Here is a 25,535-nt window from a genome sequence, read left to right as displayed (position 1 = left end):
GCCGTCGTCACCACGCCCGGCGACGTCAACGACTCGACCGTCTTCGGTACCGTCATAAACGGAGGCAGTTTCGCTCGGATCACGTGGTCCTGTGTCCGAGTGCGCCGCTGACTGATGTGCCCAGGGCGCCCAGGATGTCGTCGGCGATGCGGCGGGCACGGCCATCACCGTGTATGCGGGCCGACCGCAAGAGTTGAGTTCGGATCCGCCCGCCGAGTCGGTCGGTCAGATGACCTCCTTCTCCTCGGTGACCATCACGGCCACTGAGCCCATGTCGATGAAGCGTGCTTCGTCGGGGTTGACCAGTGTCCGGTAGTTGTCGGAGGCGAAGAAGGCGTCGTGGTCCTCCCAGTCCTCGAACCAGATCTCCGTCAGGCCGTCATAGGCCCGGGGCGGGTAGTTCTCGGCGGGCACCGGGTGCGACACGGCATATCTGCGCACGTAGCGCTCCGCCTCCGGGATGGAGGTGAACAGGGGCGCGTGCCGATTCCGATGGTGGTCGACGAAACATTCGTACGACATGCCCTCGACGCGGTTGATCATGAAGATGAGCTTCAGCATGGAGTTAACCTAAACGCTCACATCGATGTCAGGGGCAAGTGAAGCAGGAGCAGGGGAGGAGTTCTGCATGCGGATCGGTGAATTGTCCGCCCGGACGGGAGCCAGCCGCCGGTCGCTGCGCTACTACGAGGAACAGGGCCTGCTCGTCAGCTCCCGCTCGCCCAGCGGACAGCGTCACTACGAGGACGAGCACGTCCAGCGGGTGCGCCTGGTGCAGGCGTTCCTGGCGGCGGGCATCTCCAGCGGCACCCTCGTCGAGATGGTGCCCTGCATGACCGAGCCGAGCGAGGACAGGGCGCGGCAGGCACTGGCAATCATGGACCGCGAGCGAGCCCGGCTGTCCGAGGACATCGGCGGCCTCGTCGCCGCCAGAGACGCACTGGACCACCTCATCAAGGACAACCTCGCGTACCTGACACGGTCGGCGGACGGCGAGGTGTGAACTGGGCGGCGTGTGGATCAGCGTGCGGACCAGAAAAAGACGCCTGCGGCGTGGAGTCCGGCCAGGTAGATGGTTGCGGTCTTCTCGTAGCGGGTGGCGATGCCCCGCCACTGCCTCAGGCGGTTGATGCACCGTTCGACGGTGTTGCGCGGCTTGTATGCCTCGCGGTCGAAGGCGGGTGGCCCTGCCGCCTCGGCTGCCGCGCCGCAGCCGGTGACAGCGTTGATCGGCAGGAACGGGGACGACCGCCCGGATTCCGCGCTTGCGCAGGTGCTCGTGGGTCGCGCGGGAGGAGTACGCCATGTCGGCCAGGACCGCATCCGGCCTGGTACGGGGGCGTCCCTCGCTGCCGGGGGACGCGGAGGCGGGCCATGACGTGAGCGAAGGCAGGCGCGTTCCGCACCTCCTGTGCTGATGCCCTCGCCGGAGCTGCCGGGTTGCGTCCCACACCAAGGAACGGGAGCGCTGCGCGACCCCGTCACGCGCCTTGGCACCAGCACTCGTAGGTCACCGCGTGTCGACGTGAGCCCGTTTCACCGGGTCGTACAGCCCCCTCGCGCCATCGCGGCGGTGCCACTGCGTCAGCCTGGTGCGGGCATCACAGGTTCGTCGTCTCGTGCCGTTCAACGCGTGGCGCACCGTTTGGACATGCGTGCTCGGGAGCGCCAGAATGCGGGCGTCCCGGGCTCCTTCAGCCGGCTGCCCAGGGAGCCCGCCGAGATGCTGAAGGCCGTTCCTAGCGCCATGGGCTGGCAGTCCACGAGTTCGGTGAGAAACAGCGGGTCGCTCCACGCGGTGTGGATGGGGGTGCCTGCCCCGCAGTCGCAGGAGACTCGCACGTCCACCGACACGTGATCGACGGGATCGCCGTCCGTGCAGTCCACGTTCAAGGCGAACTCAAGCTGGTCCTCGGCGGTGTCGAGCACGGTGATACTCGTCCGGAGTTCCGCTGGGGCCCACTGCCATATCAAGGGCCGGTGCGCCGACCGCGACGCGTCCAATTTGGCGGCTGCGCCAGCCATGATGTCGAAGTCGTCCTCGCCGGCGAGCGGGAAGAGCTGGAGCAGAGGGACCTCGTCCCAACGCCCGCGGCCTGTCGTCTCCATGACACAGATGCTCGCGGGCCTGAACCGCATCGGCAACCGGCGTTTTCCTACCTCACTTACAACGCGAGGACTTTGGGTGCCCGGCAAAATTTGCACAGTCCCCGCCGGGTCGAGCCGACGGCAAGTGCCCGTTCGTGTCCCCTCGGACTGCGGTCGAAGGCGGAGTGGAAGAACTGCCAGGGCCGTTGACACCCCGCCCGCATCCCCACCGTCCTCGCTCTCATCCTCACCGTCCTCGCCCTGCATCCGACCCAGTCGGAGTGATGAGCGCGGAGCCTCAGTGCGTGAACGTGCGGCGGTAGGCGGTGGGGGTGGTGTCGAGGGTTCGCCGGAAATGCAGACGCAGGTTGGCCGCTGTGCCGAGGCCGCAGTCCCTGGCTACCTGGTCCACCGAGTGATCCGTGGTCTCCAGCAGTTCACGTGCCTTGGCCAGGCGGGCGCTCAGCAGCCACTGCAGGGGCGTGGTGCCCGTCTCCTCGGCGAACCGGCGCATGAAGGTGCGGGGTGAGACGCCCGCGTGCCGGGCCAGTTCGCGGAGTGTGAGTGGCTTGTCGAGATGGTGCAGAGCCCATCCCCGGGTCTCGGACAGCGACATCTCTCCGGCTGCGGTGACCGGGGCCGGCACGTACTGGGCCTGCCCGCCGTCGCGGTGCGGCGCGGCTACCAGGCCGCGGGCGATCTGGTTGGCCACGAGTGCGCCCAGGTCACGGCGCACCAGGTGCACACACAGGTCGATGCCGCAGCACACCCCGGCCGACGTGAGTACGTCCCCCTCGTCGATGTAGAGGACATCGCGGTCGACGGTGACGGCGGGGAAGTCCCGTTCGAGTGCGTCGACGTGCCGCCAGTGCGTCGTGGCCCGCAAGCCGTCCAGCAGGCCCGCCGCGGCCAGTGCGAAGGCGCCGGTGCAGATCGACACCACCCGCTGACCACGGTCGCGTGCCGAGGACAGGACGTCGAGCACTTCCTCGGGCGGATCTGCCACCGGCTCGCGTCCCGGTTCGTAGCCAGGCACGACCACGGTGTCGGCGGCGCGTACCCGGTCCAGGCCGCCCTCGGTGACCAGGGAGAAGCCCCCGGTGGTCGTCACCTCGGAGTCGAGTCCGCACACGGCCACCTCATAGGGGGTCTCCGGGCGGGTGCTGAAGATCTGTGCCGGGATCGCCAGATCGAGCGGGGTGACGCCGTCCAGAGCCAGGACCGCGACTCGATGTGCCTTCATGGCAAGATACTAACGAAACGGGTCAAGATTGCCACTCGCCTGGTCAGGGCCTTGAGCGTCACTCTGAGAGACATGACCGGATCGACCCGCGGCCGTACGGCCCACGAGGCGGCTGCCGCCCTGATCGCGTTGCCCGACACACCACTCGCCGGCACTGTCGTGCCACTCGTCAAGTCGGTGGAGACACCGTCCGTGTTCAACCACAGCATGCGCACCTATCTGTTCGCCCGACTTGTGGCGGAGCGCCTGGAGCTGACCGCTGGACGGGACTACGACGACGAGCTGCTGTTCGCCGCATGCGCCATGCACGACATCGGTGTGGCGCCGGACGGGCCGCACATGCAGCGCTTCGAGGTCGAGGGCGCCGACCGGGCTGCCGCGCTCCTTGTCGAACACGGGCGGTCCGCGGCGGACGCCGACCAGGTCTGGCAGGCCATCGCCCTGCACACTTCAGCGGGCATCGCGGAGCGCCGCGGCCCGCTGTGCGTGCTCGTCCGCGAGGGCGTCGCACTCGACTTCGGCGGCCCGATGGGGAACAACCACGCCGATGCCCTCACCGACGAGCAGGCGGACACCGTCCACGCGGCCTACCCGCGGCTGGAGATGATCCGCTCACTCACCGACGCGATCGTCGCGCAAGCTGCCAAGAACCCCGCGAATGCGCCCCGTTACGCGATAGCGGGCGAGTTCCTGCGTGAGCGCCGGACCTACGGCAGGACTCGGATGGAGCACGCTTTCAGCTCCTCCCGCTGGGGCAACTGACCGGTCCGGTCACCATCCGACCGACCGGAACAACAGAGGAAGAGAAGGGAACGCCATCATGTCCATCCACCCTGTGGAAGTCCCCGAAGACTCGCCCGTCTTCGGTGCGACCACCGACGCCTTCGCCCGCTTCGGCCACGCCCCCGCGATGCGTGCGCACGGGCACCTGTTCATCTCCGGCCAGATCGGCCGCCGCCCCGACGGCACCCCTGGCGCAACCGTGGAGGAGCAGACCGAACTCGCCATACGGCGCCTGGAGGAGATCCTCCGGCTGGCAGGTCTCGACCTCGGCGCCCTGGTGGACGTGACGAGTTACCACGTCGACATCCGCGAGCACATGTCCGGCTTCCTCGCGGCGAAGCAGCGTCTCATCAGGGCGCCCTACCCCGCCTGGTCGATCATCGGTGTCAGCGGCCTCGCGAGTCCGGAACTGCTCGTCGAGATCCAGGCCACCGCCGCCTACCCCGACGGAACAGCCTGACGAAGCGCACCCGCCGCGCCCCGGGATGTTGCGGTCCCGGGGCACGGTGCGGTGCTCCGGCGGGGGCACCTGTGTGTCCTTCGCCAAGCGGTGGCTGGGGTGCTCAGTAAGGATCCGCCTACTTGAAGTCGCAGGTCAAAGGGCCGGTATGACCGGCGCTCGGGGTGCTCGGGGTGCTCGTACCGGCCACGGGCGACTGGCTGAGTGGTAGATCGTCCGTCAGTGCGGTCGGCGCCTGAGCCGAAAGGCGGTCGACGGGATCATCTCGTGCAGGGAATCATGTGTGAGTGTCGCCGATCGAAGCCGCAACCATTGATCTGCAAGACTGCGCCGTTCTCTGGAGTATCGGCGAGGCCCATGCCCACGATGTCGTCGAGGCTGCCTGCGCGGCACTCGTTGCCGGACTGGACAGCCCGGCACTGCGCATTCTGGCCGGATCCACACGTGCGGAGGCGGAGTACGACGTTCCTGACCTGCTTCCCGTCGTACTCGATGAGCTGGACCTTGTGTACTACCCGCGCGACAGCGAGGCCGGGCAGGACGCTGCCGTGCGGGCGCTCGCGCACCGGATGCTGGCGGGCCAGCTGACGCCGCGAGAGCTTGCTATGCGCACCCACCAGCGGTTCGGCCATCAGCTCCCCCTGGCCGAGCGCCTTGCTGAGCTCGATGACGAGTACGACATCGTCGAGTACGGGAACAGGATGTTGGCCCAGCTCGACGCCGAGGTCACGGTCGAAGCTCAGCGTCTGGCGCGTGGTCGGCCCGAACAGAATCGACATGCGTAGCGCACGAGCCCTGAGCAAGCGGTCGTCAGCATAAGCAGGTAGCTGAACCATCCGGTTCTCGCTCACCGAAGTCCGGCAGCCTTCCACGAGCCGGTGCACGCTGGCTCCGATCTGCTGGAACGGATCACCGCACGGCGTGCGGAACTGGACGAATTCGAATATCCACTGACTGGCCAGCTCGCGGAAGTGCGGGCCGAGCGGGACGAACTCGCTGTCACCGAGCGTGTCCCTGAGGGGGATGACCGGGCAGCTCGCCGAGGAACGCGCCTCCGCCAGGACTGCGGCCGGGCAGGTGGGCTGCCCGGGCGGTGACGCTGATCCCGCACCGCGAACCGGACGAGGGCCTGCTCCTGCCGGACTACCAGCGCATCATCGCCGCCGTACGGCAGGCCGCCGGACCGGTCAGCGCCCGCGAGGTCGGCGGGGAGGTAGTGGGAGTGGGAGTGGACGTCAGCGTGGGTGCCGAGATGGAACCGCTACGCAGCAAGCTGGTCAGACTCGTCGCTCGCGGCTGGCTCCGCAAACTGCCCGACGGCCGGTTCAGCTGACGGACGATCTACTACTCAGACAGTCACCCGTGACCAGCGTGAACGCTCCGAGCGCCGGTCACACCAGCCCCTTGACCTGCGACTTCAAGTTGGCGGAGGCGCAGTGTGCGCCCTCGCCGCCGACCCGGCACCGCGTGATGGTCATGATGTCCAGTCGGTGGTGTCGACCTGCATCAGCTCACCTGGCAGCAGTGCCACTGTTGGCGTGAAGGCCCGCGCGTCGGCGCGGTGCCGCCGGTTCCGCGTCGTGTGCCGACAGTCTCCATCGCAGCTTGGTCGCCGCCCTGTCGCCCGTAGAGCGGCATGCCACAGGCCCACCCAGGCGACTGTTCCTTTCAAGCTCGCACCGCCCCTGCGGGTTCACGTGGTGTGCGAGTACGGGAGTCGGCCGGACGTATCCGCGGGTGGTTGCCGTGCAGGTTGCCGGAGCGGGCTGTGGGCTGCTGCCGCATACGGCGGCACCGAAAAGGAGGGTGGCCGCCCTCGGCGCTGGCCTGTACGCCGGCTGAGGTACCGATGATGTTTGTGGCGCGACCCGAAACTTCTGTTACCCGATACCCGGAATGTCTGCCTAGGCTCGTCCGCAGTACGTGATCAAGTCGATCACCAGCAAGATCGAGAACCAGCAAGCACGTGAAGGAGCGCGGAGCATGACTGAGGACACCCTGCGGGACAAGGTCGTCGTCGTGGGCGGCGGTGAGAAGAACCTGGGCGGGCTGGTCAGCAGGACTTTCGCGGAGGCCGGGGCGAAGGTGGTCGTGCATTACCACAGCTCTCAGAGCGACGCCGAGCAGACGGTGAAGGCGATCCAGGACGCCGGAGGGCAGGCCGTCTCCGTCCAGGGGGACCTGACGAAGGTGGCCGACGTACGGCGGCTCTTCGACGCGGCAGTGGACACCTATGGCGGCGCCGACATCGCGGTCAACACCACCGGGATGGTTCTGCGTAAGCCGATCCTGGAGACCACCGAGGAAGAGTACGACCGCATGTTCGGTATCAACGCCAAGGCGGCGTACTTCTTCATCCAGGAGGCCGGGCGCCGGCTGAACGACCACGGCAAGATCATCAGCTTGGGCACGTCGCTGCTGGCCGCCTTCACCGACGGCTACTCCACGTACGCCGGTGGCAAGGCGCCGCTGGAGCACTTCACCCGGGCGGCGGCCAAGGAGTTCGCAGACCGTGGGATCTCCGTGAACACGGTGGCTCCGGGGCCGATGGATACGCCGTTCTTCTACCCGCAGGAAACGCCGGAGCGGGTGGAGTTCCACAAGTCGCAGGCGATGGGCAACCAGCTCACGCAGATCGAGGACATCGTCCCGGTCATCCGGTTCCTGGCCACCGAGGGCTGGTGGTTCACCGGTCAGACCATGTTCCCCAACGGCGGCTACACCACTCGCTGACGCAGCCCCCGGGCGGGCGCACCGGCCGGCGTCTGCCTGCGTCGGTGCCCTGCACAACGCCAATTGAAGAGGTCCCGGGCGACGGCCGGATTCTGACGGTCACCTGCACCGACTCGACCTGGGGGAGTATGCGCGCGGGGTGGACGTTCACCGTCACCGACGGTCGTGTCAGTCGCACTGGAACCGGTCACGCCTGAAGGGGTCCTTCATGTACGCCGTGCCGGGGTCGGTGTGCCGATGAGACCGCCCGCATGGTGGCACGGCTCGCTCACTGGCCCAGCTCGCGGCCGGTGGGTGAGCCCGTCTCGGCAGTACCGGAGGGGTGCGTACAGCGGAACACCGATGTCGTGCAGGCTGTCGTTCGTGCTCGGACCGGGGCTGGACGGTGCGTTCGGCGTCTCTGCCCCGCGGCGTCCCGGTCGGGCAGAGAGGGTGGGCCCGTCAGTGACGTCGGCCGCATACGGCAGGAAGATGTGGTGAGCGGCCGGGCGGACGACGACGGTCCGAGCGGACGACCGCGGCGGGGGAGGGGCGGGGTGTCGACGCCCGCTGGAGCTGTTGTCCGCCGTAACCTTCGTGGTCGCCGTCTTCCGGGCTGCCTCCCCGTAACATCACGGACGGCTCTCCAGAAGACCGACTGGCACCTGCCGTTCCATGGTGAGGCCCTCCCGATGCAGGGGCACTGCACCGCCAAGAGGCAGTGGGGGTGCCGCACCAGGCTTGAGTGCACCGGCCCTCGGGGCCGGGCACCGTGGTGGGGTACCGGCGCTGGCTGCCGTCACATCGATGGCCAGGGCCTTTCACTGGCCACCATCGAGCCGAGAGGTGTTGAGGTGCGACTGGATCTGAACAAACTCGACCACCTGATCGCCGTGGCCGAGGAAGGCAGCCTCACTCGTGCCGCCGCCCGGCTCCATCTGTCCCAGCAGGCACTGTCCACCTCCATCCAGGTCCTCGAACGTGAAGTCGGTGTGCCGCTGCTCGAACGCGGCAGTGCAGGTGTGACCGTACTGCCCGCCGGTGCGGCCCTGCTGGAAGACGCCCGCATCCTCAACGGCATCACTCGTGCCGCCCTGCACCGTGCCCGACGTATCGGGCGCGGCGAGACCCAGACGCTCCGTATGGGCTACACCCCCGCCGTCACCGGCGACGAGCTCGTCACCCTCCTCGCCCCGGTGACCGACACCCACCCCGACATCACCCCCGAAATCCACCAGCGCTACCCCTCCGAGCTGACAGCCGCTCTGCTCTCCGGTGACCTCGACATCGGCCTGTGCCGAGGTATCGCACCCGCTCACGGTCTGACCCGCACCACGCTCGGCCACCAGCGCCTGCACATCGCCGTCTCCTCCGATCACCCCCTGGCCACCCGCACCAGTGTGACGCTGCCCGAGCTCGCCGACGAAACCTTCATGGTCTGGGGCACCCGCGGCCACTCGGGCTACACCGACCTCCTCATCGGCCACTGCCGTCAGGCCGGATTCGAACCGCACACCGAACGCACCGACCGCCAAGGCACACCACCGGTCACCGCAGTCATCGGAACCCGCCACATCGCCTTCGTCACCACCTCACCGGGTCCGGCCGCAGGCGGCAAGGCACACATCCTCACTCTCGAACCCCCCGTCCACGCACCACTCCACGCGCTCTACCTCCCCCACACCACCTGCCCGAGCCGCACCACCTTCCTCGCCCAAGCAACGCTGTGAGCCCAGATCCTCACCCGGCGCTCGGAGGACCACCGGTACACCAGCTGGTGCGCCCGGGGTGTGGAGCTGTTCGCGCCCAGCGGCGACGACCCCCGCAGCGCGAGTGCGAGCAGCGTCTGCGAGGCGGTATGCCGCGGAAATCCCGCTCTGCCATCGATCGTGGACGACATGCTGGAAGCCACCGGCCGAGCTGTCGCGCTCTTGGCCGATGGGGCTCGCCCTGGCACTGGCCCCGGCGGGTGTACGGATGTTGCTATGACGTCGGTCTGGTGCCTCCACGAGTGTCCGGGTCGGACAACCCGTCGGGCACCGTCGGATGGCGTCCTTCGCAGCCGGGAACGGCAACCTTCTGGTTGCCGTCTCCTACACCCACTGCCCCCCTACACCCGCTGTTCCGGTGTGCGTGTGCTGCGCGTATTCAGTCGGCAGGTTCAGTAGTGTCCTGGTTGCTGTCTGGCCGGGCGTGTCGGGGGTAGAGCGGTGCGGGGGCGGCGCGAGCCCGCACACGCCCCTCACTTTGGGAGGACCGGTCCGCGTGTCTGCAGACCACCGATGGGGAAGCTCGGCGGCCGTACGTACGACGGTGCTGACCACTCCGCGGCTCCGGGTGACGACTTGGCTGCCGGGCGACTTGGACGAGCTGTACGCGCTGCATACGGACGTGCGGGCGATGCGCTACATGTCCTCCGGGGTGGAGACCCTCGGCCGGACGCGGGTGCGGCTCGGTACGTTCCTGCGGGAGCAGGAAGAACCCGGGTGGACGAAGTGGCGGGTCGAGGAGAAGACCGGAACCTTTGTGGGGCGGGCGGGTTTCCGGCGGCCGCACTGCACAGCGCACCGTGAAATCGGCTACCTGCTCGCGCCCGCGTACTGGGGCCGCGGCTACGCCACCGAACTCGCCCTCGCTCTCGTCGACTGGCATCACACGCACCCCGAGCCCGGCATCGACACTTCCGTGCACGCCTACGTCTTCGCCGACAACCAGCCGAGTCGAAAGGTTCTCGAGCGGGCGGGCTTCCGGCTCGTCGGTCCCGATCCGGCCGACGAACGGCAACTCCTTTACGCAACACCTCCTCGGTGACGGTTTGTGTCCTCCGGGCCGTGCTTCAAGTCCGGCCGGGGGCCATCTGCGCGGACGGGTACGGGCGGGCGGCGCCGGGTCTCTTCGGTGGCTGGCACCCGCGGGCCGCGCCGCCGAAGACGGTTGAGGATCCTGGAGCTGGCTTCCCAGAGCCGGGCCTCCGCCCTCACCGGCAGGTCGGACAGTGGCCCGCACCGCCCGGGCTGAACCGGATCATGTTCGACGCCGATGAGGTGCTCGACGACGTGCGTCAGTATGTGGACGACAACCTCGGTGACCCAGGCGCCGCCTTGGCCGTGGACGATACGGGCTTCCAGAAGAAGGGAACGCGGTCGGTCGGGGCGCAGCGGCAGTACTTCGCCGGGCGGACGGAGAACTGCCAGGTCGGCGTCGCCACCAGCCGGAACGACACCGTGGTCACCCGCTGGGCGATCGACCACCCCGTCCACGCCCTGTTCAACGGTCTCGCCCGGCAGAAGCGGAAGCGCCGTTCGTGCGGCACCGGGGCCCACGGCCTGCGCATCTACGACTGGGCACGCGTCGAGGTGCTCCCCTGACGCCGACCCGACCGCCGCCGCCGGGCTATCGCCCGCCGAAGCGTCAAGGATGCTTCCGGAGCGCGAAGCACGAATGCGGCCCGGACGACTATTAGGTCCGCCGCTGTCCCGGCTGGCACCGTCACATGACCATGGCCGTGGCTGCCCACGCCTGCCTGACCGTCCTGAGAGCCCGAGGCTGAGCCGACGTCCTCTTCGCGATGCTCCGCGACGGCGCCTCCCCTTGACCGAAGTCATGAAGGCACCTTCGGTGGGCCCCTGTCGTGCAGGGGGGTGTCCCGCCCGACAACTTCCCGGGGACGGCCGCCGCCGTCCCCGAAAAGTTGTCAGGCGTAGCAGCGGACCTCGTACACGGCCGCCGACGGGTCCCCATTGGTGGCCGTGATCAGGACGCGGAGACGGGGAGTGACCACAGTGGGGAAGGTGTGCCGGCGACGGGGCTGGTAGTTGCCCGTGACCTGTTCGACGGTGTACCAGGTGCCGTCCTCCGCCTGGGCCTGGATCGCGTAGTCACGGGCACACTGCGGATCACGGTACAGCGGGCCGTACACCTCGTAGTCACGCGCGAGATGCCCCGCGAACGTCAGCTGCACGGTGCCCACCGACACCGGACCGTCCCAGGTCAGCTCCAGCCACTGCGGCAGGGGCTGGGCGGGGTCCGAGCGCCACAGGTTGGTGCCGCGGTGCGGGCGGGTCTCGCCGGTGAGGACGTTGCCCGGTCCGTAGCAGTGCTGGGGCGGGTCGACCCGGAACGCCTGGGTGACTCCGTCGCGGAAGCGGCGCAAGCGTCCGTCCGCCATGGCGAAGGCCGAGGCGTGGCCCGGTTCGAGGACGCTCGCGGTGTGCCAGCGCACGCCGGGTGTGCCGGCGAGGTCCACTCGCAGATAGCGGTGCCCGCCGTGCGGCAATGCCTCGGCCGCCGACGGGTGGACGGAGAGATTCACGTCCCACTCGACCCAGTGCTCGCGCCCCGGCGGCACCCGCAGGACACCGCGAGCCAGCGCTTGGGCGGGGGTGGCCCGGTAGTCCCAGATGTGGTCGACGGGCAGCAGTTCCGCCGCCACCTCGCACTCCTCGTCGGTGTCGTTGCTCAGGCACAGGGACACGGTGTCGAGCGTGAAGCGGCCGCCCGCCACCTCGGCGGCGATCCACTGGCCCCGGGCGCTGGTCAGCGCATCCTTCGGATCGTCGGCCGGTGGCCGTGCGGAACGGTTCCAGCCCTCGGGGCGCACGGGGTCGTGCGGACCGGCGCCGTGCAGCACCGCCTGGGAGCTGGCCCGCACCCCGACGGCCTGGCGGGCGAGGTCGTCGGAGTCGGCGCCGACCACGTTGGGCAGGAAGCAGCCGTCCTTGAGCAGCCGCTGCTGCACCTCGCCGACGGCACGCTCGTACACCTCAGGGGCGGACAGTCCCCGGGCCACCGCGACGGCGGCCGCGGTGCCCGCGGCCTGGCCCACGATCGCGGTGGTGTTCTGCACCCGGACCGAACCGAGCGCGACATGCGTGGCGCTGACATTCCGGCCTGCCATCAGCAGATTGCCGACGTCCTTTGCGATCAGGCTCCGCAGCGGTATGCCGAACGGGCCGACGTACGCCTGCATGGCGGCCGAGGCCGTCGGGTCGTGGCCCTCGGCCGCGGTGGGTTCGCTGGTGGGCGCGAGCAGCCCGCCCGGGGTGTGCAGATCGATGTTCCAGCCGCCGTAGGCCACTTCGTCAGGGAAAGGTTCTTCGGCCCGCAGGTCGCCCTCGGTCATCAGGTGCAGCCCCACGACGCGGCGGCTCTCGCGCTTGCCCGGCAGCTGACCGATCCAGTCGAGCGCGTACGTGGCCGCCTGCTCGCGCAACTCGGGATCCTTGTTCTTGATCCAGTCCCAGACGCCCAGGGCGTGCCGGGTGAGTTCGTGGCGGATTCTCTCGTTGTCGTGGATGGAGTGCCAGGGCACACCGATCTCGATCCACCAGAAGCCGCCCTTGAGGGTACTGGGCCGGCGGCCGCCCCGGTAGAAGAAGGCCGCGTCGTCGTACTCCACAGCCCAGTCGGGCAGGGTGAACGGGACCGGGTGCCCGACGTTCTTGGTCTTGAAGTGGAGGGAAGAGCCCATCACGTCGTCCGTGGCCTCCTCACGGGCGTGCGGCTCCCCGAACTCGGCGCGCCCCTCGGAACCCATGCGCCACTCGCAGCCGGCCAGGTCGGCGACCACGGCGTCGCCGGTGCAGTCCACGAACTGCCCGCCGTACAGGGTCAGCTGCGTCTCCGCGTGCGTGGTGTGCGCGGTGACGGCGGTGATGCGGCCGTCCTCGACGGTCACCCCGGTCACCGCGGTGTTGAGATGGAGGGTCAGGCGGGGAGTGCGCATCACCAGGTCGTATTGGACGAGGTCCCAGACGCCGTTGGTCCATCCGTTCTCGAAGATCTCCTCGTGGTTGACCGCGCGTTCCTCGGCAAGCAACTCGGAGACGATGCCGCTCTCCCGGGCGTAGGCGTGATAGATCCCGGCGCCACGCGGAACCACCCGGATCTCCGAGGAGCTGTTGCCTCCCAGGACAGGACGGTCCTGCACCAGGCAGGTGCGGGAGCCGTGCCGGGCGGCGGCCACGGCGGCGCTCAGACCGGCCAGTCCACCGCCGCAGACGACGACGTCATAGGTCTCGGTGCGGCATTTCATGACGGCACTCTCCTTGTTCAGTGGGGTGGCCGGGGTGGCCGGCCGGGCGGACTTCCCGGGGCGGGGCCGGTGCACGGTCAGCCCTTGAGGGAACCGGCCGAGATCCCTTCCACAAGGTGCTTCTGGAAGATCACGAAAAGGATGAAGACAGGCAGGACGGAGACGACGGACATGGCGAAGAGCTGTCCGTAGCTGGAATCGCCCATGGAGTTGAGGAACATCCGCAGTCCGAGCGGCACGGTGTAGTTGCCGCTGTCGCTGAGGTAGATGAGCTGGCTGAAGAAGTCCTCCCACGTCCAGATGAAGGTGAACGCGGCCGTGGTCACCAGCGCGGGCCGCAGCAGCGGAAAGATCACCCGCAGGTAGACCTGGAGCGGGTTGCAGCCGTCCACGGCGGCGGCCTGGTCGAGCTCCCGGGGGATGGAGCGGATGTACTGCACCATCAGGAAGACGAAGAAGGCGTCGGTGGCGAGGAACTTGGGCACCACGAGGGGCAGGATGGTGCCTACCCAGCCGAGTTGGTGGAAGAGGAAGTACTGCGGGATCAGCACGGCGTGCTGCGGCAGCATGATGGTGCCCAGCATCAGCGCGAACCACAGTTTACGAAGGCGGAATTCGAGCCGGGCGAAGGCGTAGGCGGCCATGGAGCAGGCGAGCACGTTGCCCACGACCGCCAGCAAGGCGATGGTGAGGGAGTTCAGCAGGTAGGTGGAGAAGCTGCCGCCGGACTGCCATCCCTGTGTGAAGTTGTCGGTGGTGAACTGCGAGGGCAGCGGCGAGGTCTCGGTGAAGATCCGGTTTTCCGGCTTCAGCGAACTGCCCGTCATCCACAGCAGCGGGTAGACGGTGACAAAGGCCCCGCAGGCAAGGCCCGCGTGCAGGGCGAAGCGCCGCCAGTCGCGCCGGGTGCCCGTGTCACCGGGCCGGGTCAGTACTGACACGGGTCAGCTCCCTTCGTCTGCGTAGTGGACCCAGTAACGAGAGGTCAGGAAGGCCACCGAGGCGAATACGGCGATGACGGCGAACAGCACCCAGGCGAGCGCGGACGCATACCCCATGTGGAACTGGGTGAAGCCTTCCTGGTACAGGTACAGGGTGTAGAAGAGGGTGGAATCCGAGGGGCCGCCCGAGCCGTTGCTCACCACGTACGCCGGGGTGAACGCCTGGAAAGCGGCGATGATCTGAAGCACCAGGTTGAAGAAGATCAGCGGGCTCAGCAGCGGCAGTGTCACCCGGAGGAAACGCGTGACGGGGCCCGCGCCGTCGAGTTGTGCCGCCTCGTACAGTTCCGGCGGGATCTGCCGCAGCCCGGCCAGAAAGATGATCATGGGGGAGCCGAACTGCCAAGCGGCGAGCACGATCATGGTGAGCAGCGAGGTGTCCGGATCCGCGATCCAGGAGTGCTCGGTGTCCGGACCGAACCACGACAGCACGTGGTTGAGCAGCCCGGAGGAGCCGAAGATCTGCCGCCACAGGATCGCGATCGCAACACTGCCACCGAGCAGTGAGGGCAGGTAGTAGACGGCACGGTAGACGCGCAGTCCGCGTACCCCGCGGTTGAGCAGCATGGCTACGCCCAGCGCGAAGACCAGCCGCGCGGGGACCGAGGCGAACACGTAGACAAAGGTGACGCGCAGCGAGTTCCAGAACCGCTCGTCCCCGGTGAACGCCTTCGTGTAGTTGCCGAGACCGAGCCAGCGTGGCGGGTCGAAGAGGTTGAAGTCGGTGAAGGAGAGCCAGAAGGACGCGGCCATGGGGCCGAGCACCAGCAGGAAGAAACCGAGGAGCCAGGGACCGAGGAAGAAGTAGCCCCAGCCGCCGCGGCGCCGTAGGCGGCGCCCGGTGCCCTCGCGGTTCTGCGCGGCACGTGCCTGGTGTGCGGTGCTGTTCATGCCGCGACCACCTGCTGGGCGAAGGCGGTGAAAGCGTCGGCTGCGGCGGCGGGGGTGCGGCGGCCGAAACCGACGTCCTCGTTGTAGCGGCCGAACTCGTCGCGCAGTTCGGTGAAGCCCCCGGGCCACACCCGCGGCAGCGGTGTCGAGTGGCGCGCCACCCGGTCCATGTAGTCCAGGCCTGTTCGTGTCACCATGTCGGCCCCCTTGCGCAGGCGGTCGCGTGCCTCGGCCCTCGGCGGGGTGCCGAGCGTGCCACCGAGTTCCACCTCGGCCGCGTGGCTGTTGAGCAGGAAGTCGATCAGCGCGACCACCTGCTCGGGCCGGCGGGTGTTCGCCGCGGCAGCCCACAGACTTGCCGCGTTGACCCACAGTCCCGGCCTGCCGCCGCCACCGGAGGGGCCCGGGGGCAACAGCAGGGCGTAGTCGTCGGCGAGCACGGCGGCGTGGGCGGGCAGGTCCTGGGTCCAGCCGAAGGTCATCGCAGCCCGCCGGCGGACCATCGGAGTCTGCGCGAGCACTCCGGTGCTCTCCGCGGTCATGTCGGGCGGCGGTGCGATGCCGTCGCGGCGCCAGCGCTGCCACATCTCCAGCCACTCGGTCAGCCACGCCCGGGGGTAGGCCACCCGGTCGTGCGTGTCGAAGAGTTCACGTCCCCGCTGCCGTACGAAGACCTGGAAGTGCATGAGGTCACCGCCCGCGTCCTGCACCCCGTACACCCGCCCGCCTGAGCGGTGGTGCACCTCGCGGCCGACAGCCTCCAGGTCCTCCCAGGTCCACTCGGTGTCCCCGGGCCGGCCCGGCAGCGCGGGCCGGTTCGGGAGCGGCCCGCCGAGGATCCGGCGGAGCAGGGAGCGGTTGACGATGAGGGCGAGGGCGTTGGTCGCGGCGACGACCGCGTAGGTGCGGCCCCGGTAGCGGCCCATGGACAGGGCGTCCTTGTCGACCCCGGTGAGGCTCAGGCTCTCTCCCAGATACGGGTCCAGAGTGAGGAGCGCGTCCCGGCCGACGTACTCGGGGAGGTAGGTGGCGGCCTGCATGACCAGATCCGGGGTGTCGCCGTCGGCGCTGCGGGTGGCGAGTTTGTCCCAGTAGCCCTCCCAGGGCAGGAACTCGGAGCGTACGGCGGGCCGGTGCGGGCCGGCTCTGCGAAAGGCGCCGATGGCGGCACTCATCGCGTCGTTCAGCCCCGGGTCGCCCCACCATGTCGCGCTGAGGCCGGAGCCGCCGGAACGGCCGCCACAGGCAGCCACGGACGGTGCCAGGGTGCCCGCGGCTGCGAGCCGGAGCAGAAGGCGGCGGGAGGGGGCTGAGGGGGACGCGGTACGGGTTCGTGACATGGCGTCTCACTGGGAGGGCGCGGCTGCCGGTGGTCGGCAACGGGCGGCTGGGGAAGGTTCCTCCGCGAGTGTGTAACGTTAAACCTCGCCTGTAAAGCCCCCCGGTTGATCACCTTGAGTAACGAGTGGATACTGCTGCCATGCCACACCGCGTCGGGTCCCCGGCCGACGGCGGCCCTGACGGGCGGCCGTCGCTCAGAGACGTCGCCTCCGTCGCAGGGGTGTCCGTGATGACCGTGTCCAACGTGGTCCGCGGCGCGCCCAACGTCTCAGCGGCGACGCGGGCGCGCGTCCTCGAAATCGTGGAACGTCTCGGCTATGTGCCCAACCACTCGGCGCGCACCCTGCGCGCGGGCCGTGCCAGCGTCGTATCGTTCGCCCTCCCCTCCATCGACAACCCGTACTTCGCCGAGCTCGCGCGGCTGATGATGTCGGAGGCCGAGGGTCTGGGCTGGACGGTGCTCATCGAGCAGACCAACGGCAGCCTCGACCTCGAACGGCGCGCACTGGCGGGTGCCGTGCCGACGCCCACGGAGGGGCTGGTGCTCTTCCCGCAGGCGCTGGACCCCGGCCAACTGGCGGCCCACGCGGTCGGGCGGCCCCTGGTGCTGCTGGGCGACCGTGGCGACAAAGGCCCAGGGGACGTGGTCATGGTGGACAACGAGAGCGGTGCGCGGGAGGCCGTCGCCCATCTGGCGTCGCTCGGCCGTCGGCGGATCGCCGCCGTCGGCGTCGAGCGCGGGGCCGGCACCGAGATGAGCCGTCGGCGCACGGTCGGCTACCGTGCGGCACTCGCCGAGGCAGGACTGCCGTACGACCCCGCGCTCGCGGTTCCGGTGAGTGCCTACACCAGGGCCGAGGGCGACCGTGCCGTGCGCGCGCTCCTCGACGGAAGCCGACCGCCGGATGCGGTCTTCGCCTTCAACGACCTGCTCGCCGTCGGCGCGGCCCACCGGTTGCTGCGCCGGGGGCTGCGTGTTCCCGAGGACGTGGCGGTGGCAGGTTTCGACGGCACGGACGAGGCGCGGTACGCGAATCCGCCGCTGACGACCGTCGCTCCCGACAAGGCGGAGATCGCGCGGCGGTCCATGCGCATGCTGCACGATCGCATTGCACGCCCCGACACCCCCTACCGCAGTGTCCGCCTCGGCCACCGGCTGCTGGTCAGGCACAGTACTTCTCCCGGCGACGCTGGCACGGCGGCCGACGACGCGTGACGGGCGCGGCCCGGCTGCCCGGCCCTGAGCACCGTGTCCGGTGTTTCCGTCGGCGATGGTTCCTGCGCCGTAGCAGTGCCCCCAGGAGCGCCCCACCGCGAGGGGCGAGCGGGACCGTCGGCCGTTGTCGCGCCGACAGTGCGGCGACGTGCAGAGCTTGGATCCCGCCCGGCTCGGGCAGCGGCGAGCGGGGAGAGGACGGCGGGGAGGGGCCCGCCGGGTCGTGAGCGGCGGCCCGGCCGGACCGTCCCGGACCACGGTCGGCCGGACCGTCCCGGACCACGGTCGTGAGTCCGTGGCAGGAAAGCCGTCCTGGGCCCGTGTCCACCGGCTCCTCCTGCCCACGCCGCCCGGCAGGAGGACGGCCGCTGCACGCGCTCAGCCGGTGCGATGCGCCACCGAGGGAGTTCGGCCCAGCCGACGGAGCGCACGCGTTGCCGCGTGGTAGCCGCACATGCCGTGCGCCCCGGGGCCCGGCGGCGCGGCGGCCGAGCACAGGTAGTGGCCCGGCACGCCCGTGTCGTACGGCTGGAGCGACAGCCCGGGCCCGAACAGCAGCTGCCGTATGTCCTTCGCCCCGGTCATGATGTCGCCGCCGACGTAGTTGGGGTTACGCCGGGTGAAGTCCGACGTCGTGGTCACCGAGGTGCCGAGCACACGGTCCCTGAAGCCCGGGGCGAAACGTTCGATCTGACGCATGATCGCCTCGGTGGCGTCCCCGTCGTACCCGTGGGGCACGTGCGCGTAGGTCCACAGAGGATGGACGTCACCCACGGACCTGCCGGGATCGGCAAGGTACTGCTGGCCCACCAGGACGAAGGGCCGCTCCGGCATCCGTCCCCGGTGCACGTCCCGTTCGGTCGCGGCGATCTCCGCGTAACCGCCCCCGAGATGCACGGTGCCGGCCCGCCGAGCCGCCCCGGCGCGCCACGGGACGCCGCCCTCGACGGCGAAGTCCACCTTGAACGCGGCCGGACCATGGCGGAAGCGGCGGTACGCACGGGCTGTATACGGCGGCAGGCGGTCGCCGAGCAGGTCCGCGACCGCCGACGGGGCCAAGTCGTACAGTGTGACGGCGGACGGCGGAAGCTGGGCGGCCGACGTCACCCGCACCCCCGTCTCGATCCTTCCACCGAGGTCCCGGAGGAGAGCGGCCATCGCTTCGGTGATCCGCCGGGAGCCGCCCTCGGCGACCGCCCAGCCGTACCGGTGTCCCGCCGTGAGAATCCCCAGGCCGATACTGGCACTCAGCGGATGGTGCAGAGGACGGAAGGCGTGTGCCGCCACTCCGCCGAACAGCGCCCGTGCTTCCTCCGTCGCGAACACCTTGGAGACCAGGGAGGCAGGCAGCGACGCGGGCACGCCGAAGCGTGCGAGACGCCACGGATGCCTGGGCACTCGCAGGAGCGGGCCCAGAATGTCTTCGCCCAAGTGGTCGTAGCCGGCCGACGGCGCTTCGAACAGCCGCCGCCACCGCCGCCCGTCGTCACCGAGACCGTCGGCGGTCTCCGTGACCGAGCGGTACAGCACCCCGGCGGCGCCGTCGTCGAGTGGGTGCACGCAGTCGACCTCCGCATGCCGCCAGGTCAGTCCGTAGCGCTCCAGCCCGAGGCCGGTCAGGAAGGGCGACCCCACGGCCATCGGGTGGATCGCCGAGCAATGGTCGTGGAGGAGGCCCGCAACCATCGCCTCGCGCGACCGGGTTCCTCCGCCGACGGTGTCGCACGCCTCCAGGACCAGGACCTCGACTCCGGCCCGCGCCAGGGTCAACGCCGCAGCCAGCCCGTTGGGACCCGCGCCGACGACGACGGCGTTGTGCGTGGCGGACTCCCACCCCGGCCGTGGACCGCTCTGTGTCACCGCTGTCCGCCGTCGTGCGGGGCGGACGGTTCGGCGTCCAGCCGGTGTGCGTGGACGGCGAGTTGGACCCGATTGCTGGTGCCCGTCTTCGTCATGAGGCTGGTCACGTGCGTCTTGACCGTGGTCACCCCGATGTGGAGGCGCTCGGCGATCCGGGTATTGGGCAGCCCTTCGACCACCAACTCCAGCACGTCACGCTCCCGGGCGGTCAGCCGTACGCGTTCCCTTCCCGACTCCGCGTCCGCATCTGCCTCGGCCCGGGACGCGGACACCGCACGCTGCACCAAGCGCTGAAGAACCTGCGGGCTGAAGGGGGTGTCTCCCTCGGCCGCCCGGCGCACACCGCTCAGCAACGCGTCCGGCGCCGTGTCCTTGGCCAGGAACCCGCAGGCTCCCGCTCCCAGCGCCGGATAGAGGTGATCGTCGTCCTCGAAGGTGGTCAGCGCCACCACCCGGACGGCCGGGTGGGCGGCGACGATACGGCGTGTCGCCGTGATGCCGTCGACCACCGGCATCCGCAGGTCCATCAGCACGACATCGGGGCGGAGCTGCTCGACGAGATCGATCGCCTGCCGCCCGTTCTCGGCCTCTCCCGCCACCTCGATGTCTTCGGCCGCGTCGCAGAGCATCCGCAACCCCGCACGTACGAGTTGCTGGTCGTCGACGAAGAGCACCCGGATCATGACCGCGCCCCGGCTTCCCCGGGCACCTCGACGGTCTCGTGCCCCGGCGGTGCCTGGGGGACCAGCGCGCGCAGCGCCCAGCCGCCGCCGGCGCGCGGCCCGACCGTCAACTCGCCGCCCAGCAACCCCACGCGCTCCCGCATCACCAGCAGCCCGTGCCCCGGCTCGGCCGCGTGCCCGGCCACCCCGTGGCCTCCGTCGTCACTCACCTCGACGACCACCTGTCCGTCGTCCCCGTCCTCCAGCTGCACACGGGCTCGCGCGCCGTGCCCGGCATGCTTGAGCGCGTTGGTGAGCCCCTCCTGCACGAGCCTCAGAACGGTGTGCCGGTGCGCCGTCCCCAACCGTTCGAGTATGGCCGGGTCCACCGCCGTCTCGACCTCCACACCGGCCTGCCGGGTACGGTCCAGTACGTCCTTCAGTGCCTCCCTGATGTCCGTCACCGACATCAGCGCGGGTTCGCCGGTGGTCTGCGGGTCACGCAGGACCGCCACCAGCCTCCGGAGATCGGCCAGGGCCTGCCCGCCGATGCCGTGCACGTCTCTGAGCGCCTCGTCCACCCGCGGGTCGGTCGACGGCGGCATCACATGCAGAACGATGCCGACCCGCAGCACGATCGACGCCACATGGTGGGCCACGACGTCGTGGAGCTCCCTGACGATGGCCGACCGCTCCGCGGCCCGCGCGGCAGCGGCCTCCCACTCCCGCGCCTGCTCCGCCGCACGCGCACGTTGCTCGGCCTCCTCGGCGAGCTGGCGCTGGGAACGCAGGTAAGAGCCCAGCAGCAGCGGCACCCCGGCGTACAGGAGCACGATCAGCGCCTTTGCGGGAGCCGGGTAGTCGACATAGACGGTGACGGCACTGGCCAGAGCCACCGCCACCGCTCCGCACCAGGCCGGGACGGGCGGGCGGCGCAGCGCCAGCTCCGCGAGGGCGACCGAGGCGAGGATCTGGGCTACCGCGACCCCCGGCCCCGCCCCCCAGGTTTCCCCCAGCGCGTCGGCCACGGCCCCTGAAGAGGCCAGCGCGCTCTGTGCCAGGGTCACCGCCAGGGGACGGCGCCCACCCACCACGACCAGTGCAGCCGAGACCATGGCCGTTAGCCAGTCGGCGGGGCGGGGAGCGGACTGCGGTACGTGCAGCCAGTGGACCATCGCGGCGGCGCCCGCCAGCGGCAGCAGCCGTACCCCGCCGAGGCCGGACAGGTGCGCCCGCAGGGCATGAGAGGTGATTCGCACAAGTATCAAGGTAGTGACTGCGTCAGGGGCCCACTTCCTCCGGTCGGAGGAGACCGGGTCCTCCACCCGGCCACCGATCCGGGCCGGTCGTCGGATGGCGCGGCGCCGGGCGGGCGCGCGAGGCTCGGAGCCGGAACAGCCCACACGGGGAAACGCAAGAGCGCGAGGAGACCGGTCCGCATCATGGCGTCGAGGAAAATGCACCGCACGGTGCTCGCTGTCCGCATCCTGTTGGCGATCATCTTCATCTTCTACGGAGCGGTGAAGCTGGCCGGCGGGCAGTACAACTACGGCGAATACTCGATCACCGACAAGACCCCGCTCAGCGCCGGCACGGTGTGGGCCTTCTACGGTTCCTCACCGGTCTACGGGCGGATCACCGGTCTCTTCGAACTCGTGCCGGCGCTGCTGCTGTTCCACCGCAGGCTGTACTCCCTCGGCGCGCTGGGGCTGTTCGCGGTGTCTTTGAACATCACGATCATGGACTGGTGCTTCCACTATCCGAGCGTCAAGTACGTGGTCACCGTCTACACCCTGCTGCTGGTCTTCCTCATCTGGAGCGACCGCGACCGGCTACGCCACGCGTTCTGGGAACTGCCCCGTCGCACTCCCGAACCGGCGAAGACCTCCGCTCGCGCAGCCGGGCAGCGGACCGAGCACTGAGTGAGTGTTTGAAGCGGGCAGACCGCCATTCACCTCCTCAGACCCGTGGTGCCAGGAACGGCACCAGGCCAGGCCGACGTTCGGGCCGCGGAAGCGCGCGGTCGAAGCCGGTGCGAAGCACCGGTCGGTCTTCATCGACCGGCCCCGGCAACCCTCGTCCGTCTTCGGCACGTGGCCACGCGCGACATGGTGGCCTGCTGGTGCGACGTGGCCGGGACGGTCCGGGCACCGAAACGCCGGTCGTGACTGTGGATGTTGCCGATTGCAGCAGGCCGGGGACCTGGAGCGCGCACAAGAAGCGAGCCGGACCGGACGAGGGAGGATGCCTGGGTGTTCACCGCGCCCGCACCGCTGCCGGGCGGCGGGCGTTCCCGGAAGCCGGGGTTGCATGACCAAGGGCGAGCTGGCCGGGACCGCAATCCTGCGGACCCTGACCTCGCCCCTGCTCATCGCCTGGGTGGCCGGTGACTGAGCTGTTCTCAACCTGGCCCCGCAGGTGGGTGGTTGGGATGGAGGGCGGTGTCTGTGTGTGAAGAAGCTCCTGGTAGACGGGTTCACGACCAAGATCGCCTGGCCCACCAGGAGCTTCTGCGTGCTTGTCGACCCATCCGGTGCCGATCTGTCCAGCTCGGCACTGCGCTTCCTCGCTCGTGAACTGGCCGCACACCGCCGTGGCCAGGGCACGCGATGGCGTCGGCTGACTGCCGGACGTCAGGCGCTGCTGGTCCTGGCCCACCTTCGGTGCGGCCACACCTACATCCAGCTCGCCGCCGGGTTCGGCATCGGCACCACCACCGCCTACCGCCACGTCACCGAGGCAGTCGACCTTCTGGCCACCCTCGCGCCGACCCTCGCCGACGCGAGGAAGACCGCCTCCACCAAGGCATTCGTCCTCCTCGACGGCACCCTGCTGCCCATCGACCGCATCGCCGCCGGCCGGCCCTTCCACTCCGGCAAGCACAAGAAGCACGACATGAACGTGCAAGTCATCGCGAACCCTCACGGCCGGCTGTTGTGGGCATCGCCTGCACTGCCGGGCCCCGTCCACGACATCAGGGCCGGCCCGCACCCACGGCATCATCGATGCCCTCACGAAGGCGGGCGTGCAGTGCTGGGCCGACAAGGACTACCAGGGCGCCAGCGACACCGTCCGCGCCCCCTTCCGCGGACGTTGGGAGAACCTCTTTGCAGGTCAGCAAGCCGTCAACCGCTCTTACGCGAAGATCCGCGCACGCGTCGAGCAGGCCACGGCCACCCTCAAGACCTGGCGACTCCTGCGCACGCTGCGATGCTCCACCACCCGCATCACCCACCCCGTCCAGGCCGTCCTCACCCTCCACCTGACCTGCTCCAACCGAGGTTGAAAACAGCTCACCGCATGGGTGTCCGTGGACAGCGAAGTCGGTTGACGGCGGTCCTGTGATCTGCGACGACTAACTTCATAGTCCAGGCGGGTGGGCCTCGATGGCTGGCGATAGGACCTGGGACTTTTCCCCGAGTGTTCTTGCTCAGTTCTACTAACCGGTGCATCTCCCCTGAAACACCGATCCCGCTGTGAAACACAGTCGTTAAGCTGTATTCCCACGGCAACTGTAGCCGCGCCGTGAGGCCGTTCGAAAGTTTCACAAGAGTGGCGCCCGCGCCGACGGCGTTGCCGCTCACGTAGTCCGAGACCGCGCACTCGAGAGGAGCACACGCACGAAGGCCCCCCGCGCTAACAGGAAGCTCACGTAATCGGATGCGCGTTCCGTCAGCCACTAACCGGAAATCGTCATCAGTACAGGTAACGAGCCAACTCGCATTTGCCATGCAGATGTCGTGTCACCCGGGAGTAGAGATAATCGTAGCCAAGATCAAACATCATTGCCTCGTCACCGCCCTCTGCCTCGTCCGCATGTCCGCGCTCTGAGCCGTACTGCTGTACGCGGTCTTGTGTGCGGCGCTCAACCTCTTTGAGGCCAGCAGTAATTCCGCTCCCGCCGTGGTGGCCCAAAAGCCACGGCTAACGAGTTGGTGCGTGATAGCGGGTGAGGTGTGTTTGCCGTGCTCACGGCTGTCCTCAGATCCGAGCGGTGCGTTCGGAGACGAGGGTGGCGATGGCGCGGTAGGTGTCGGGCAGGCGGTCGTGGCGATGTGCCCAGCGGGTCAGTTGCTTCCAGCGTTTGTGATCGGCAAGGACATGTGCGCCGGTGATGCGGTCGGACGAGTGGCCGTGGCGGTCGCGTTCCCACTGTTCGACTTCGCCGGGCAGTGCTCCCGGCGGCGTGATCGCTTGCTCGCGGTGGTCGCGGCTCAGGCCCAGGCAGCCGTCGTACGACAGGACGGCGACATCGGGGAAGTGCCGGAAGCAGACGGCGATGCTTTCGTGGCGGGCGGCAGCAGCGTCGTGCTCCCGCTCAGGCCGCAGTGCATCGGTCCATCACGTGCGGGCCCGAGTGGGGCAACGACTTCTCGCCCCCGCCACCGCGATATGGCGCAACTGGACCACCGGAGCACCTGTCAGATGATCACTGACCGCCTTTGACCACTGAGAACGTCAGACTCAAACATCTAGCGGTTGTCGACGACGATCTTGCCGTCCAGGACCGTCATGACGAGCTTGTGAAGGCTGCTGATGTCCGCGGTAGGGTCGGCGTTCAGCAGGATGAGGTCGGCGCTCTTTCCGGGCGCTACTGCGCCGAGCTCGGGGCGGACGCACTGCCGCGCGGCGCCGCTGGTGCCGGCGGTGAGAACCTGGGTGGGCGTCATCCCTGCCGCGACCATCAGCTCGGCCGCCTTCAGCGTGTTCGCGCCGAACAGGCCGAGGCCGCTGAAGGTGTCGCTGCCCAGGGCGATGTGCACGCCGGCCTCGGTGACTTTCTTGGCATTGCCGCGTGCGTCCGGGTGAGCGTTGTCGATCCAGAGCGTCGGCGTGTAGGTGGTGCCGCGTTCCAGCATCAGCTCGATCAACGCGTCATCGGTGAGGGGTTCGATCGTGACGCCGTGCTCCAGGCCGTCCGCGCCGGCCTCGATCGCCTCGCGCGCCGCGACCTGCTGGGTGGTGTGGACGGTCACCCGAAGGTCGCGGTCGTGCCCGGTCTCGATGCCTGCGCGGAGGAGATCGCGGGGGAGCCGTTCCAGTTCGACGCCGTCTCGAAAGGCTGGGTTCTGCCAGAGGTACGGCGTTGAGCCGGAGTGCGCGCACGCGCCCTCCGACAGGAGCTTGATGGCGTCCACGTTCTGGTCGGCTAGGACTTGTCCTGGCGATCATGTGACTACTTCGTGGTGGTGTCGTTGATGTGGACATGGGGCGGGGAGATCTGACGGATGCCGAGTGGGAACG

The 25,535-nt window shown here is 69.2% G+C and carries 21 protein-coding genes and 4 pseudogenes; 12 read left to right on the top strand and 13 right to left on the bottom strand.

From position 1 onward, the window contains the following. Positions 1 to 225 precede the first annotated feature (225 nt). Positions 226 to 561: an EthD domain-containing protein gene (locus tag H297_RS0104600; protein ID WP_027736085.1), complete on the bottom strand. Its 336-nt coding sequence runs from the start codon at positions 559 to 561 to the stop codon at positions 226 to 228. Between the two features lie 67 nt (positions 562 to 628). Between H297_RS0104600 and H297_RS0104595 the strand changes: the two genes are divergently transcribed. Beyond that, complete coding sequence (locus H297_RS0104595) at positions 629 to 1,003, top strand: MerR family transcriptional regulator (RefSeq protein WP_027736084.1); 375 nt, start codon at positions 629 to 631, stop codon at positions 1,001 to 1,003. Between the two features lie 17 nt (positions 1,004 to 1,020). Here H297_RS0104595 and H297_RS41175 read toward each other — a convergent pair. The 3 genes and pseudogenes from H297_RS41175 to H297_RS0104580 all read right to left on the bottom strand — a co-directional run. Further along, positions 1,021 to 1,388: pseudogene (locus tag H297_RS41175) on the bottom strand (transposase); the annotation flags it as partial. 238 nt (positions 1,389 to 1,626) lie between these two features. Beyond that, positions 1,627 to 2,109: a hypothetical protein gene (locus H297_RS0104585; protein WP_158693637.1), complete on the bottom strand. Its 483-nt coding sequence runs from the start codon at positions 2,107 to 2,109 to the stop codon at positions 1,627 to 1,629. 277 nt (positions 2,110 to 2,386) lie between these two features. Beyond that, entirely contained in the window at positions 2,387 to 3,331 is a 945-nt protein-coding gene (locus tag H297_RS0104580) for a helix-turn-helix domain-containing protein (RefSeq protein ID WP_027736082.1), read from the bottom strand. Between the two features lie 72 nt (positions 3,332 to 3,403). Between H297_RS0104580 and H297_RS0104575 the strand changes: the two genes are divergently transcribed. The 8 genes and pseudogenes from H297_RS0104575 to H297_RS41165 all read left to right on the top strand — a co-directional run. Continuing rightward, the gene (locus H297_RS0104575; RefSeq protein ID WP_027736081.1) at positions 3,404 to 4,093 is read left to right on the top strand and encodes an HD domain-containing protein; all 690 of its coding nucleotides are present in this window, start codon (positions 3,404 to 3,406) and stop codon (positions 4,091 to 4,093) included. A gap of 58 nt (positions 4,094 to 4,151) precedes the next feature. Beyond that, entirely contained in the window at positions 4,152 to 4,574 is a 423-nt protein-coding gene (locus H297_RS0104570) for a RidA family protein (RefSeq protein WP_027736080.1), read from the top strand. A gap of 287 nt (positions 4,575 to 4,861) precedes the next feature. Then, on the top strand, positions 4,862 to 5,359 hold the full coding sequence (locus H297_RS0104565; RefSeq protein ID WP_027736079.1) for a hypothetical protein: 498 nt from the start codon (positions 4,862 to 4,864) through the stop codon (positions 5,357 to 5,359). 308 nt (positions 5,360 to 5,667) lie between these two features. Next, complete coding sequence (locus H297_RS44010; RefSeq protein WP_486589404.1) at positions 5,668 to 5,907, top strand: hypothetical protein; 240 nt, start codon at positions 5,668 to 5,670, stop codon at positions 5,905 to 5,907. A 650-nt stretch (positions 5,908 to 6,557) separates the two neighbouring features. After that, on the top strand, positions 6,558 to 7,307 hold the full coding sequence (locus H297_RS0104550; RefSeq protein ID WP_027736077.1) for an SDR family oxidoreductase: 750 nt from the start codon (positions 6,558 to 6,560) through the stop codon (positions 7,305 to 7,307). An 833-nt stretch (positions 7,308 to 8,140) separates the two neighbouring features. Continuing rightward, positions 8,141 to 9,016 (top strand): LysR substrate-binding domain-containing protein, encoded by an 876-nt coding sequence (locus tag H297_RS0104545; RefSeq protein WP_027736076.1) that lies wholly within the window; start codon positions 8,141 to 8,143, stop codon positions 9,014 to 9,016. Positions 9,017 to 9,551: 535 nt separating this feature from the next. Continuing rightward, positions 9,552 to 10,097, top strand: a complete 546-nt coding sequence (locus tag H297_RS34495; RefSeq protein ID WP_051351526.1) for a GNAT family N-acetyltransferase — start codon at positions 9,552 to 9,554, stop codon at positions 10,095 to 10,097. 203 nt (positions 10,098 to 10,300) lie between these two features. Further along, positions 10,301 to 10,830, top strand: a pseudogene (locus H297_RS41165) (transposase); the annotation flags it as partial. Between the two features lie 150 nt (positions 10,831 to 10,980). On the opposite strand, the gene H297_RS44005 reads toward H297_RS41165, so the two are convergent. The 4 genes from H297_RS44005 to H297_RS0104515 all read right to left on the bottom strand — a co-directional run bounded on the left by H297_RS44005 (position 10,981) and on the right by H297_RS0104515 (position 16,552). Further along, positions 10,981 to 13,320, bottom strand: coding sequence for an FAD-dependent oxidoreductase (locus H297_RS44005; RefSeq protein ID WP_027736074.1), 2,340 nt, complete (start codon positions 13,318 to 13,320; stop codon positions 10,981 to 10,983). Positions 13,321 to 13,397: 77 nt separating this feature from the next. Beyond that, positions 13,398 to 14,261 (bottom strand): carbohydrate ABC transporter permease, encoded by an 864-nt coding sequence (locus H297_RS0104525; protein ID WP_486589403.1) that lies wholly within the window; start codon positions 14,259 to 14,261, stop codon positions 13,398 to 13,400. 3 nt (positions 14,262 to 14,264) lie between these two features. Next, positions 14,265 to 15,212, bottom strand: a complete 948-nt coding sequence (locus H297_RS0104520; RefSeq protein ID WP_027736072.1) for a carbohydrate ABC transporter permease — start codon at positions 15,210 to 15,212, stop codon at positions 14,265 to 14,267. Beyond that, complete coding sequence (locus H297_RS0104515) at positions 15,209 to 16,552, bottom strand: extracellular solute-binding protein (protein ID WP_078513738.1); 1,344 nt, start codon at positions 16,550 to 16,552, stop codon at positions 15,209 to 15,211. The genes H297_RS0104520 and H297_RS0104515 overlap by 4 nt, the downstream gene beginning before the upstream one ends. A 140-nt stretch (positions 16,553 to 16,692) precedes the next feature. Here H297_RS0104515 and H297_RS34485 point away from each other — a divergent pair, with 140 nt between their 5' ends. Continuing rightward, entirely contained in the window at positions 16,693 to 17,769 is a 1,077-nt protein-coding gene (locus H297_RS34485; protein WP_051351525.1) for a LacI family DNA-binding transcriptional regulator, read from the top strand. Between the two features lie 378 nt (positions 17,770 to 18,147). Here the strand turns inward: H297_RS34485 and H297_RS34480 are convergent, their stop codons facing one another. Genes H297_RS34480 through H297_RS34470 form a run of 3 tightly spaced genes read right to left on the bottom strand, consistent with a single transcriptional unit; the run spans position 18,148 to position 21,550 of the window. Next, positions 18,148 to 19,629, bottom strand: a complete 1,482-nt coding sequence (locus tag H297_RS34480; RefSeq protein WP_051351524.1) for a phytoene desaturase family protein — start codon at positions 19,627 to 19,629, stop codon at positions 18,148 to 18,150. Further along, complete coding sequence (locus H297_RS34475; protein ID WP_051351523.1) at positions 19,626 to 20,312, bottom strand: response regulator transcription factor; 687 nt, start codon at positions 20,310 to 20,312, stop codon at positions 19,626 to 19,628. Before H297_RS34475 ends, H297_RS34480 begins: the two co-directional genes overlap by 4 nt. Further along, the gene (locus H297_RS34470; protein WP_051351522.1) at positions 20,309 to 21,550 is read right to left on the bottom strand and encodes a histidine kinase; all 1,242 of its coding nucleotides are present in this window, start codon (positions 21,548 to 21,550) and stop codon (positions 20,309 to 20,311) included. The genes H297_RS34475 and H297_RS34470 overlap by 4 nt, the downstream gene beginning before the upstream one ends. A 183-nt stretch (positions 21,551 to 21,733) precedes the next feature. Here H297_RS34470 and H297_RS0104490 point away from each other — a divergent pair, with 183 nt between their 5' ends. Together H297_RS0104490 and H297_RS34465 are read left to right on the top strand one after the other, a co-directional pair. Then, complete coding sequence (locus H297_RS0104490) at positions 21,734 to 22,213, top strand: DoxX family membrane protein (RefSeq protein WP_158693636.1); 480 nt, start codon at positions 21,734 to 21,736, stop codon at positions 22,211 to 22,213. Between the two features lie 592 nt (positions 22,214 to 22,805). Next, positions 22,806 to 23,577, top strand: a pseudogene (locus H297_RS34465) (transposase family protein). A gap of 695 nt (positions 23,578 to 24,272) precedes the next feature. Here the strand turns inward: H297_RS34465 and H297_RS44000 are convergent. Together H297_RS44000 and H297_RS34460 are read right to left on the bottom strand one after the other, a co-directional pair. Next, positions 24,273 to 24,632: pseudogene (locus H297_RS44000) on the bottom strand (transposase); the annotation flags it as partial. Between the two features lie 131 nt (positions 24,633 to 24,763). Next, positions 24,764 to 25,429 (bottom strand): amidohydrolase family protein, encoded by a 666-nt coding sequence (locus H297_RS34460; RefSeq protein ID WP_486589402.1) that lies wholly within the window; start codon positions 25,427 to 25,429, stop codon positions 24,764 to 24,766. Positions 25,430 to 25,535: the final 106 nt, after the last annotated feature.

The sequence above is a fragment of the Streptomyces sp. CNT360 genome (assembly GCF_000424785.1).
The sequence above is the reverse complement of the archived record's forward strand: the minus strand, read 5'-3'. Positions and strand labels throughout refer to the sequence as shown.

Excerpts from the sequence above, each read along its gene's own strand:
- H297_RS0104515 (WP_078513738.1), bottom strand. The coding sequence starts at position 16,552 with ATGTCACGAACCCGTACCGCGTCCCCCTCAGCCCCCTCCCGCCGCCTT.
- H297_RS34485 (WP_051351525.1), top strand. The coding sequence starts at position 16,693 with ATGCCACACCGCGTCGGGTCCCCGGCCGACGGCGGCCCTGACGGGCGG.
- H297_RS34475 (WP_051351523.1), bottom strand. The coding sequence starts at position 20,312 with ATGATCCGGGTGCTCTTCGTCGACGACCAGCAACTCGTACGTGCGGGG.
- H297_RS0104585 (WP_158693637.1), bottom strand. The coding sequence starts at position 2,109 with ATGGAGACGACAGGCCGCGGGCGTTGGGACGAGGTCCCTCTGCTCCAG.
- H297_RS0104550 (WP_027736077.1), top strand. The coding sequence starts at position 6,558 with ATGACTGAGGACACCCTGCGGGACAAGGTCGTCGTCGTGGGCGGCGGT.
- H297_RS0104520 (WP_027736072.1), bottom strand. The coding sequence starts at position 15,212 with ATGAACAGCACCGCACACCAGGCACGTGCCGCGCAGAACCGCGAGGGC.
- H297_RS0104575 (WP_027736081.1), top strand. The coding sequence starts at position 3,404 with ATGACCGGATCGACCCGCGGCCGTACGGCCCACGAGGCGGCTGCCGCC.
- H297_RS0104570 (WP_027736080.1), top strand. The coding sequence starts at position 4,152 with ATGTCCATCCACCCTGTGGAAGTCCCCGAAGACTCGCCCGTCTTCGGT.
- H297_RS44005 (WP_027736074.1), bottom strand. The coding sequence starts at position 13,320 with ATGAAATGCCGCACCGAGACCTATGACGTCGTCGTCTGCGGCGGTGGA.
- H297_RS0104595 (WP_027736084.1), top strand. The coding sequence starts at position 629 with ATGCGGATCGGTGAATTGTCCGCCCGGACGGGAGCCAGCCGCCGGTCG.
- H297_RS0104580 (WP_027736082.1), bottom strand. The coding sequence starts at position 3,331 with ATGAAGGCACATCGAGTCGCGGTCCTGGCTCTGGACGGCGTCACCCCG.
- H297_RS0104600 (WP_027736085.1), bottom strand. The coding sequence starts at position 561 with ATGCTGAAGCTCATCTTCATGATCAACCGCGTCGAGGGCATGTCGTAC.
- H297_RS0104490 (WP_158693636.1), top strand. The coding sequence starts at position 21,734 with ATGGCGTCGAGGAAAATGCACCGCACGGTGCTCGCTGTCCGCATCCTG.